The organism is Psychrobacillus insolitus (genome assembly GCF_003254155.1).
GTDB lineage: Bacteria > Bacillota > Bacilli > Bacillales_A > Planococcaceae > Psychrobacillus > Psychrobacillus insolitus.
On sequence record NZ_QKZI01000003.1, the window covers coordinates 220,602 to 230,710 of the forward strand.

Sequence of the window (10,109 nt, forward strand, 5' to 3'; positions counted from 1 at the left end):
CTATTTCTCTAATGTATAGAATAGAAGCCCTTTTCGAATTTCTTCTAGAACTTCTTGTACTTCTTCAGTTTGTTCCGCTTTTTTTAATGCAACAAGGCCTTCTTCTGTATTAATCTTACCAATTGCCCATGCAGCTGTCCCTCGAATAACTGGTCGAGCATCATTCTCCATAAGTTTGATTAATGTTGGTACGGCAGATGCTTCTTTGAAATGTGCTAACGCAATAATTGCATTTCGCTGAATAGGATTCTTCCCTCTCCACGCCCCAGACATATGCCCATATGTCTCTTTAAACGAACGGTTTGTCATACTTAGCAAAGGTATTAACAAAGGCTTAACGAGCTCTGGGTCTGGTTTAAACGCTTCTTGATGCAAGTTTGCTTTCGCTTTGTTTTTAGGACAAATGGTTTGGCATGTATCACAACCATAAATTCGATTGCCGATTTTCGCTCGAAATTCATCCGGAACCATTGTTTTCGTTTGGGTGATAAAAGCAATGCAACGTTGCGCATTTAGTTGTCCACCTTCTATCAATGCACCAGTTGGACAAATGTCTAAACAAAGCCTACAATCCCCACATTGATCTTCCATCTGCTCACTAGGAGCAAATGGTATCGATGTGACCATTTCACCTAAGTACACATAAGAACCGAACTCTGGCGTAATAACTGCACAGTTTTTCGCACTCCAACCAATGCCAGCTCTCTCCGCTACTGCACGGTCCGAAAGTTCTCCAGTATCCACCATTGAACGTAATTTTGCATCTGGAATATGTGTTAAAATAAATAACTCTAATAGCGCGAGTTTCTCCCGTAAAACCGTATGGTAATCCATTCCCCATGAAGCTCTTGCAAAAATACCCCGCCTTGCACCTTTTGTACTTGAAGGAGCATCTTTCATTTTCGATGGATACGCAATGGCAATAGCTATAATGCTTTCTGCTTCCGATAGTAAAAGCTCTGGATGTGTTCTTTTCTCAATATCTGATTCTTCAAAACCAGATGCATATCCTAGCTCTTGTTGACGAACTAATCTATTTTTTAATTCATGAAAGGGAGAAGCAGATGTAAATCCAATCTTATCAATTCCAATGGATGCAGCATATTCAATTAGATTGTTTTGAAATTGATTGATATTCACTGCTTTTCCCCCTTCCTATGCTAAACTAAAATAAGAAACTATATGTAAGGATGATTGTTATGAGAGTTAAACTAGCCGATGCTTTAGTGCAAATCGAGCCTACTTTTAAACTAGGCATTATTCATTATACCAAAATTGTCGTTTCTTCTTCTCCTCAAATGCTTAAAGGACGACTTCAATTATTTCAAGAACAACTTTTCTTTGAAATGGATGAAAAAGCTGTAACTGAATTTGATGGAATAAAAGAATGGAGAGCTCTCTGGAAAAAGTTTGGAGCTGATCCCAATCATTATCATTCATCTGTAGAAGCTTTATATCGACGAATAGCAAAACAAAATTATATCACACCAATGGACTCCGCTGTTGACTTAAATAATTTCTTCTCTCTTAAATATGAAATACCTATGGGAATCTATGATATAGACAAGATTCAAGGGGATATAACTATTTCTATAGGCGATGAAGAAACCACATATGTAGGGTTAAATGGCCAAGAAAATAAATTGGAAAATATACTCACTCTACAAGATACAGTCGGACCATTCGGAAGTCCATTTGTTGACTCCGTTAGAACGGCTGTAACTGAAAACACTACCGAAGCGTTACAAATTGTATTCCTTCGACCTTCTATGGATGTTAAGGAAGGACAAAAATTAATCAATTCTATGGCAACCATGTTTCTACAGTTACATGGTGGAGATTTCGAGTCCACTATTATTGGTTAAATCGTACTTATAAGAAAAGGGAGCTTTATAAAATGGCACTTAATATTTGGTTCAATAGATGGTTTTCAACAGTTTCACACTATATGGATATGATTCGACATAATCCGGATCGTCTGGAATTTGTAATTTATGGTACACATCCTAATCCTGATACTGTTTATTTTAAAAACTGCGATGTTTATGGCACAGAACCTGATATTGATGGAGAAGAATATCTTCAATTTTGTATTGATTATTGTATGCAAAATAGGATTGATATCTTTGTTCCACGAAAAGAAAACGTGCTCATCTCAAATAATTTAGATAAGTTTGAACAAATTGGAGTTAAAGTTTTAGTGTGTCCTAAAGGCGATTTAATGTCCATAATGGATAATAAAGCAGCTATGTATCGATCATTAAAAACGATAGAACAAGATGGTAACTTTATTGTTGATATACCTTCTTATCGAATTGTAAATGACGCTGATAGCTTCAAAAAAGCATATGAAGAATTAAGTATAAATAATACAAAACTATGCATTAAACCAGTAGTAGGTGAAGGAGCATGTGGATTCCGTATTATTGATAATATTTCAGATACTATTCCATACTTGTTTAGTACCGCTTCTTCGCAAAAGATCTCTTTTGAAACAGTCTATAAAGTATTACAGACACAAGAAAATTTTCCAGACCTAATGGTATTAGAATATCTAGATGGCTATGAATATAGTATTGATTGTTTAGCTGGAGCAGATGGAACATTACTTGTTGCTATACCTCGAAAAAAAGGTAATGGTCGCATTCGAGAACTTGAATATAACGAGGAACTATTAGAAATTGCTAAGAAAATGGCAGAACAATATAAAATTCCTTATATTTTTAATATTCAAGTCAAATATAAAGACGGTATTCCTAAACTATTAGAAATTAATCCTCGCATGAGTGGTGGACTACATATTAGTTGCCTAGCAGATATTAATATCCCTTATTATGCGATTAAGTTATTACTAGGTGGCAAAGTGGAAACACTTTATCCTAAGTATGGTGTTAAAGCAACTCATATTGAGCAACCTGTTATATTATCAGCTTCTATGGAATATTCTGTTGTATTAGTGTAAATAAAAAACGCTCCCTTCTATTTTTTGAAGGAGCGTTTCTTATTTATTTAATTAATATGAACGAGCAAACCAAACTGTGTGTTTAGACTCTTTTCCACAGTTAATACATGTTGCTTTTTCAGCCGGTGGGTTGAATGGAATATTACGTGTTGTAAATTTCGTTTCTTCCTTCACATTTTCTTCACAAGCATCGTCTCCACACCAACCTGCAAGAACCCATCCAGGAATTGACCCTTTTTCAGTTGAATCTGCAAGATGTTGTTTTAATTCCTCTAATGAATTTACATTCAAATGTGAATTTTGATCACGGAATGCACGTGCAGTTTCTAATAAGCGTGTTTGCATTGTTTTCAATTCTTCTTCAATACGTTCTACTATAACAGCAAGCTCTACAGACTCTTTATCAGCCAAGTCACGTACTTTAATCAATGCTTGATTGTTCTCCAAATCACGAGGACCTAAATCAACACGAACTGGAACACCTTTAAGCTCCCACTCATTAAATTTATACCCAGGAGATTGATCTGAATCATCTAAACGAACACGAATACCTTTTGCTTTTAATGCGGCATAAAGCTCATCTAATTTTTCCATAATCGCAGGATTCTTCTTCCAAGGTCCCACTGGAATTAATACAACTTGCGTTGGAGCAACACGTGGTGGTAATACTAGACCTTGCTCGTCACCATGTACCATAATGACCGAACCGATTAATCGTGTTGAAGTTCCCCATGATGTTGTATGTGCATGTTGATGTTTATTTTCTTTATTCAAATATTTGATATCAAACGCTTCTGCGAATTTTGTTCCTAGGTAATGAGATGTTCCAGCTTGAACTGCTTTTCCATCTTTCATCATTGCTTCAACTGAAAACGTGTCTACAGCCCCAGCAAAGCGCTCAGAAGGTGTTTTTTCACCGTCGTATACTGGAATAGCTAATAGCTCCTCTATTACCTCTTTATAAATGTTAAGCATTTGCATTGTTTCTTTACGTGCTTCTTCTTCATCTACGTGAGCAGTATGCCCTTCTTGCCATAAAAATTCAGATGTACGGATGAAAGGAAGAGTTTTCTTTTCCCAACGGAATACGTTTGCCCATTGGTTAATTAAAACAGGAAGATCACGATAGCTCTTAATCCAATTCGAATATAAATGACCGATCATCGTTTCAGATGTTGGACGAAGCGCTAAACGCTCTTCTAGTTTTTCACCAGCAGCCTCTGTTACCCAAGGAAGCTCAGGAGCGAATCCTTCAATATGATCCTTTTCTTTCTCAAAGAAAGATTCCGGAATAAGCATTGGGAAGTAAGCATTGCGATGTCCAGTTTCTTTAAAACGTTTGTTCATTTCATCTTGAATATGCTCCCAGATTTCATAACCATCTGGTTTAAAAGCGATACACCCACGAACTGGTGTGTAATCCATTAAATCTGCTTTTTGAATTGTATCAATATACCATTTTGTAAAGTCATTTTGTTGTGTAGACATCTACTTTTCCTCCTTTAAATTAAAAAAAGTATAAAAACTCCCTTATAAAAAGGGCGTCTTTATACTGAATAGACACGGTACCACCTTTAATTAATCCGCCACAATTTAGCGGACTATCTCAAACGTTGAATAACGACAACGAGCCGGTTATGTTTTCATAACATCTCAGTGGAAGGTTTCAATAAGAAGTGGTGATATAGCTCTCAGCAAGTTGCTATATTTTCTGTTTCACAATACTTATTTACTTGATCACATCGTAGATTAACTATTACTTATAATATACCAAATAACCTGCTTTAATACAATCTAGTTTAAGTTCCCAAAGCGAGTTCGTCGTTAATGTAGTCTTTCTGTGATGAAGAAATCGATCATTATTAAAAGTAGTAACTGTTCTCAATCAACATAGAGAAATCAAAAGGTAAATATTTAGACTTTCCTATTATCACAAAGGCTCTTGGCTTACCTTAGGTAGGAACCTTTGTGATAATAGCCAATAGTTGTTTGTTATAGGATAATGATGTTATAGCTGATGGGAAAAATTCGAAATGAAGGAAGTGCTAAACGATGAATTTAGATATGGTTATGCAGGAGCTTTGCGCACTTGGCAAGGAACGAACTAAAAAAATCTACATATCTAATGGTGCGCACGAGCCGCTTTTTGGCGTGGCTACAGGAGCTATGAAACCTATTTCAAAGAAAATAAAAATAAATCAACATTTGGCTGAAGAGCTTTATGCCACCGGGAACTACGATGCAATGTATTTTGCAGGAATTATTGCTGACCCAAATGCCATGACTATGTCAGATTATGATCGTTGGATGGATGCGGCGTATTTTTATATGCTATCCGATTTTGTAGTGGCCGTAACTTTATCAGAGTCAGATATTGCACAAGAGGTTGCTGATACATGGATCGCAAGCGGTGAAGAGCTTAGGATGTCAGCAGGCTGGAGTTGCTATTGTTGGCTATTAGGAAATCGAAAAGACGTTGAATTTTCAGAAAGTAAAATTTCTAATATGCTTGATCTTGTAAAAAATACGATTCATGAATCACCAGAACGAGCGAAATCCTCTATGAATAATTTTATTTACACCGTGGGGATTTCATATTTGCCGCTACATGAAAAAGCAATAGAGACAGCAAAGGAAATAGGTATAGTAGAAGTTAAACGGGACATGAAAAAAACCAGCTTCCTAAATGCTTACGAAAGTATTCAAAAATTCGTCGATAAAGGAAAGCTTGGTTTTAAACGCAAGCATGTTAGATGTTAAAAATAGTCTCGCATTGCGAAACGTTTGAGACATCTGCGCAAGCTCGTCGCACAGATCATCTTACGCTATTACTTTAAAAAGAAGCCAATTTGAATAAATTATATCCATTGGTTTCATAATTCATGTGTACTTTAATCATCATCGACTAGGATAAACTATACCCTTTTTATGTTTAACCTACATCATCCAAATATTATTTACAAAAAACATTTAATTCACTTATAATAAAGGAAAGCATTAGCTAAAGATTTGCTTCATTTCTTTACTAAAAAAATCATAAAGCAATAAGGGGATAGGTATATGAGTAATAAGATAAAAATAGGTATCGTTGGATATGGTAATCTCGGAAAAGGTGCAATTGAAGCGATTAAACAAACTCAAGACATGGAGTTAGTAGCAATTTTCACAAGAAGAGATCCTAAAGATTTAAATCTTAATGTGCCCAATGTAAAAACTGTACATATTTCAGAAGCGATTGATTACAAAAATGAAATTGATGTAATGTTACTTTGTGGTGGATCTGCAAAAGATTTACCTGAACAAACTCCTTACTTTGCAAGCATGTTCAACACTGTAGACAGTTTTGATACACATGCAAAAATTCCTGAGTTTTATCAATCTGTAAATGAAGTGGCAACAAAAAATAATACCACTGCAATTATCTCAGTCGGATGGGATCCAGGCTTATTCTCTGTCAACCGTGTCATGGCAGATGCAATTTTACCGAATGGGGAAAACTATACGTTCTGGGGTAAAGGACTAAGCCAAGGCCACTCGGATGCAGTAAGAAGAGTAAATGGTGTAAAAAATGGTGTACAATATACAATTCCAGCTGAAGATGCAATAGAAAAAGTCCGTAGTGGAGCAAATCCTGAACTAAAAACGGCAGAAAAGCACGCTCGTGTTTGCTATATCGTTGCTGAAGAAGGCGCAGACAAAGCAGCAATCGAAAATGAAATCAAAACAATGCCAAACTACTTTGCAGATTATAATACAGATGTAAATTTTATCTCTGAAGAAGAATTAAATCAAGACCATACCAAAGCACCACATGGCGGATTTGTTATCCGTGGTGGAGATACGGGAGCTGGCAACAAGCAAATTTTCGAATTCTCACTTAAACTAGACAGCAATCCAGAATTTACTGCAAGCGTATTAGTAGCCTATGCAAGAGCAGCTTATCGTTTAAATAATGAAAAACAGTTTGGTGCCAAAACAGTTTATGATGTAGCACCTGGTTATATTTCACCACGATCTGCAGAAGAATTAAGAAGAGACTTTTTATAAGAAATATATTAAAGAAACAACTCCCTTTTTCGATAAAGGGAGTTGTTTTATTTTTCTCTTCAAAATTCTACTTTTGGAATTTCAAATTTATTTATTACTTAATTCTTCAATAGTACCCGAACCTTTTTATAGCCTCAAGTTTCATCTATCTCTCGGTCAACGGCATCTTAAAATTTATCTCTAATTTCTTTTGCTTTTTCTTTATGTGCCTGATTAGCCTTTGCACTACCAAATTCTGTTGAAAACTCGGAGTCCTGCTTACTTGAATTAAATCCCTTTTTATTCTTTTGCTGTGGATCGTTCTTCTTTGTTCTTTTTGCCATAAAAATATCCCTCCTTCTGGTATTTATTATGAGGAGAGAAAATTATAATATTCATGCACTAACATAACTTATGTGAACAAGTTACAATTCGTTGAACAATATCATATAGGATTTTGAAAATCTCAATAGCTCTCTTGAAGTCTTTAATACATTGTCTGATTATGGTAATATTACTAGTATTGGAGATGATTACAAAATGATAGAATTCAATCAAACAAAAATGGGGATACAATATTACTCAAGAGATTTCCTAGAATTAGTTAGAGAACTATTAAAGTTAAATGAAGCAAATGGAAAAAATAAAATCCAAAGTATAGCAGAAAAGCTTGTGACCTATAAGCATACTCTGTCTCGAGTGTTGCGTGAGTATTCATGAAGAAAAAGAAATTACTTGGAATAACAATTGCTGTAGTGATCTTAGCATTAGGTTTTGGAATTTACAAAATGGGACAATTATTGAACGAACCCACAGACGAAGAAATAGATAAAGCAAAAGCAGAAATCGAAAAAGGATTTAAAGCAACAGAATTAGAATTAATTGAAACAGATGGCAAAGTAATAGATGATGTTACAGTACGATTCCCTGACAATATGAAGGAGTCAGAAATGCAGAATGCTATTCATGGTTTATCTCATCAGAAAGTAGAAGCAAAAACTAAATGGGGATACATACAAATGACAGAAGAACGTATTAAACGCTTGTTGGAAGTTGCCAAACTTAACGAGCAAAAATGGGAGTTAAATGGCGATTTATACGTAGATATTTTAGCACAATGGTCAAGTGGGGATTTTTCAAAAGTTGATATTGACCACAATGATATATGGAAACTTCAAGGTGGAAGTGTAGGACGAGCTACTGGTTTATTGAATCCATGGGAAGAGAAGGAATATATTGAGAACACTTTTGAATAGCAATTCAATCGATACATCTACTGAAAGCCCAATTCAAATGCAATACACCGAACGTGATATAAAGTAGCAAAAACAAGAACTGAATTTATTGAACGTGCTAAATTATGCACGTTCTTTTTTTATTTACCCAAAGATTTTCTTTATTACATTTATAACTATTTATTTCTGTAAGAAAAATAAAAAGACTCCACAGAATTAACTGTGAAGTCTTGATACTACAATGTTTCTAAAGTAATTTAATACCGGTGGCCGGGGTCGAACCGGCACATCCAGAGGATACGGGATTTTGAGTCCCGCGCGTCTGCCAATTCCGCCACACCGGCAAAATAAAAGGCAGTTTATAAAATTTGGAGGCGGCAACCGGATTTGAACCGGTGATAAAGGTGTTGCAGACCTTTGCCTTACCACTTGGCTATGCCGCCGAAATAAAAATTTGGAGCGGAAGACGAGGTTCGAACTCGCGACCCCCACCTTGGCAAGGTGATGTTCTACCACTGAACTACTTCCGCAAAAAAAACTGGGGTACCTGGATTCGAACCAGGGCATGATAGAATCAAAATCTATTGCCTTACCGCTTGGCTATACCCCAATGGGGCGACTGAGGGGAATTGAACCCCCGAGTGTCGGAATCACAATCCGATGCGTTAACCACTTCGCCACAACCGCCATAAATATAAATAAAAAAAGAGCTAACTGCTAAGAATTATGGGGCGACTGAGGGGAATTGAACCCCCGGATGTCGGAATCACAATCCGATGCGTTAACCACTTCGCCACAACCGCCATAAATATAAATGAAAAATAGCTAAATTTTAAAATTGGCAGGGGCAGTAGGAATCGAACCCACATCAAAGGTTTTGGAGACCTGTATTCTACCGTTAAACTATGCCCCTAAATTTAAAGATGGTGGAGGGGGGCGGATTCGAACCGCCGAACCCGAAGGAACGGATTTACAGTCCGTCGTGTTTAGCCACTTCACTACCCCTCCACTATACATGGTGCCGAAAAGAGGACTTGAACCCCCAACCTACTGATTACAAGTCAGTTGCTCTACCAGTTGAGCTATTTCGGCGTAAAAATGGTGGCTCAGGACGGAATCGAACCGCCGACACAAGGATTTTCAGTCCTTTGCTCTACCGACTGAGCTACTGAGCCACATATGTTGTTTAAATAAAACTTTAAAAATGGCGGTCCCGACCGGGATCGAACCGGCGATCTTCTGCGTGACAGGCAGACATGTTAACCGCTACACCACGGGACCATTTTGGTTGCGGGGACAGGATTTGAACCTGTGACCTTCGGGTTATGAGCCCGACGAGCTACCACTGCTCCACCCCGCGACAACAATATACTTAATGAAAATTAATGGTGGAGGATGACGGGCTCGAACCGCCGACCCTCTGCTTGTAAGGCAGATGCTCTCCCAGCTGAGCTAATCCTCCAATGAAACTGGTTTATTCTTAAAATGGTGACCCCTACGGGATTCGAACCCGTGTTACCGCCGTGAAAGGGCGGTGTCTTAACCGCTTGACCAAGGGGCCAATTTTTACAATATAAAGGTGTTATCTGGCGGAGAGCAAGGGATTTGAACCCTTGAGACGGTTTAACCCGCCTACACGCTTTCCAAGCGTGCTCCTTCGGCCACTCGGACAGCTCCCCAAAAATGGCTCCGAAGGTAGGACTCGAACCTACGACCAATCGATTAACAGTCGATTGCTCTACCACTGAGCTACTTCGGAATAATGATATGCCTAGCGACGTCCTACTCTCACAGGGGGAAACCCCCAACTACCATCGGCGCTGAAGAGCTTAACTTCCGTGTTCGGTATGGGAACGGGTGTGGCCTCTTCGCCATCATCACTAGAC

At 37.5% G+C, this 10,109-nt stretch carries 9 protein-coding genes, 16 tRNA genes and 1 rRNA gene; 6 read left to right on the forward strand and 20 right to left on the reverse strand.

The annotated features are described in order from the left end of the window. On the reverse strand, positions 1-1,140 hold the full coding sequence (queG, locus tag C7437_RS10410) for a tRNA epoxyqueuosine(34) reductase QueG (RefSeq protein WP_111439622.1): 1,140 nt from the start codon (positions 1,138-1,140) through the stop codon (positions 1-3). A 59-nt stretch (positions 1,141-1,199) separates the two neighbouring features. On the opposite strand from queG, the gene C7437_RS10415 reads away from it, so the two are divergent. After that, positions 1,200-1,865 (forward strand): B3/B4 domain-containing protein, encoded by a 666-nt coding sequence (locus tag C7437_RS10415; RefSeq protein ID WP_111439623.1) that lies wholly within the window; start codon positions 1,200-1,202, stop codon positions 1,863-1,865. 32 nt (positions 1,866-1,897) lie between these two features. Next, positions 1,898-2,962, forward strand: coding sequence for an ATP-grasp domain-containing protein (locus C7437_RS10420; protein ID WP_111439624.1), 1,065 nt, complete (start codon positions 1,898-1,900; stop codon positions 2,960-2,962). A gap of 51 nt (positions 2,963-3,013) precedes the next feature. Here the strand turns inward: C7437_RS10420 and proS are convergent, their stop codons facing one another. Next, positions 3,014-4,450 (reverse strand): proline--tRNA ligase, encoded by a 1,437-nt coding sequence (proS, locus tag C7437_RS10425; RefSeq protein ID WP_111439625.1) that lies wholly within the window; start codon positions 4,448-4,450, stop codon positions 3,014-3,016. 564 nt (positions 4,451-5,014) lie between these two features. On the opposite strand from proS, the gene C7437_RS10430 reads away from it, so the two are divergent. Together C7437_RS10430 and C7437_RS10435 are read left to right on the forward strand one after the other, a co-directional pair. After that, complete coding sequence (locus tag C7437_RS10430) at positions 5,015-5,722, forward strand: DNA alkylation repair protein (RefSeq protein ID WP_111439626.1); 708 nt, start codon at positions 5,015-5,017, stop codon at positions 5,720-5,722. A gap of 300 nt (positions 5,723-6,022) precedes the next feature. Then, on the forward strand, positions 6,023-7,009 hold the full coding sequence (locus C7437_RS10435) for a diaminopimelate dehydrogenase (protein ID WP_111439627.1): 987 nt from the start codon (positions 6,023-6,025) through the stop codon (positions 7,007-7,009). A gap of 167 nt (positions 7,010-7,176) precedes the next feature. Here the strand turns inward: C7437_RS10435 and C7437_RS16980 are convergent, their stop codons facing one another. Continuing rightward, a complete protein-coding gene (locus C7437_RS16980; protein WP_170122360.1) occupies positions 7,177-7,332 on the reverse strand; it encodes a hypothetical protein in 156 nt (51 codons plus the stop codon). A gap of 196 nt (positions 7,333-7,528) precedes the next feature. On the opposite strand from C7437_RS16980, the gene C7437_RS10440 reads away from it, so the two are divergent. Both C7437_RS10440 and C7437_RS10445 read left to right on the forward strand, forming a co-directional pair. Then, positions 7,529-7,708: a hypothetical protein gene (locus C7437_RS10440; protein ID WP_111439628.1), complete on the forward strand. Its 180-nt coding sequence runs from the start codon at positions 7,529-7,531 to the stop codon at positions 7,706-7,708. Then, positions 7,705-8,244 carry a DUF6241 domain-containing protein gene (locus tag C7437_RS10445; protein WP_111439629.1) on the forward strand — a complete coding sequence of 180 codons (540 nt, stop codon included), beginning with the start codon at positions 7,705-7,707 and terminating at the stop codon, positions 8,242-8,244. Before C7437_RS10440 ends, C7437_RS10445 begins: the two co-directional genes overlap by 4 nt. A 240-nt stretch (positions 8,245-8,484) precedes the next feature. Here the strand turns inward: C7437_RS10445 and C7437_RS10450 are convergent. From C7437_RS10450 to rrf, 17 genes are all read right to left on the reverse strand, one after another. Then, positions 8,485-8,567 (reverse strand) — tRNA-Leu (locus C7437_RS10450). Positions 8,568-8,592: 25 nt separating this feature from the next. Next, positions 8,593-8,666, reverse strand: a tRNA-Cys gene (locus tag C7437_RS10455). A gap of 12 nt (positions 8,667-8,678) precedes the next feature. Beyond that, a tRNA-Gly gene (locus tag C7437_RS10460) sits at positions 8,679-8,753 on the reverse strand. An 8-nt stretch (positions 8,754-8,761) separates the two neighbouring features. Then, a tRNA-Gln gene (locus C7437_RS10465) sits at positions 8,762-8,833 on the reverse strand. A 1-nt stretch (position 8,834) separates the two neighbouring features. Beyond that, positions 8,835-8,910 (reverse strand) — tRNA-His (locus C7437_RS10470). Between the two features lie 40 nt (positions 8,911-8,950). Then, positions 8,951-9,026, reverse strand: a tRNA-His gene (locus tag C7437_RS10475). A 36-nt stretch (positions 9,027-9,062) separates the two neighbouring features. Further along, positions 9,063-9,136, reverse strand: a tRNA-Trp gene (locus C7437_RS10480). An 11-nt stretch (positions 9,137-9,147) separates the two neighbouring features. Then, positions 9,148-9,231: transfer RNA gene (locus C7437_RS10485), tRNA-Tyr, on the reverse strand. A gap of 8 nt (positions 9,232-9,239) precedes the next feature. Then, positions 9,240-9,315, reverse strand: a tRNA-Thr gene (locus C7437_RS10490). A 7-nt stretch (positions 9,316-9,322) separates the two neighbouring features. Then, positions 9,323-9,398: transfer RNA gene (locus tag C7437_RS10495), tRNA-Phe, on the reverse strand. Between the two features lie 30 nt (positions 9,399-9,428). Continuing rightward, positions 9,429-9,504: transfer RNA gene (locus C7437_RS10500), tRNA-Asp, on the reverse strand. A gap of 4 nt (positions 9,505-9,508) precedes the next feature. Beyond that, a tRNA-Met gene (locus C7437_RS10505) sits at positions 9,509-9,583 on the reverse strand. Positions 9,584-9,609: 26 nt separating this feature from the next. Next, a tRNA-Val gene (locus tag C7437_RS10510) sits at positions 9,610-9,685 on the reverse strand. Positions 9,686-9,709: 24 nt separating this feature from the next. Beyond that, positions 9,710-9,784: transfer RNA gene (locus tag C7437_RS10515), tRNA-Glu, on the reverse strand. A gap of 26 nt (positions 9,785-9,810) precedes the next feature. Continuing rightward, positions 9,811-9,902, reverse strand: a tRNA-Ser gene (locus C7437_RS10520). Positions 9,903-9,907: 5 nt separating this feature from the next. After that, positions 9,908-9,982, reverse strand: a tRNA-Asn gene (locus tag C7437_RS10525). Positions 9,983-9,992: 10 nt separating this feature from the next. Next, positions 9,993-10,108 (reverse strand): 5S ribosomal RNA (gene rrf / locus C7437_RS10530). Between the last annotated feature and the right edge of the window lies 1 nt (position 10,109).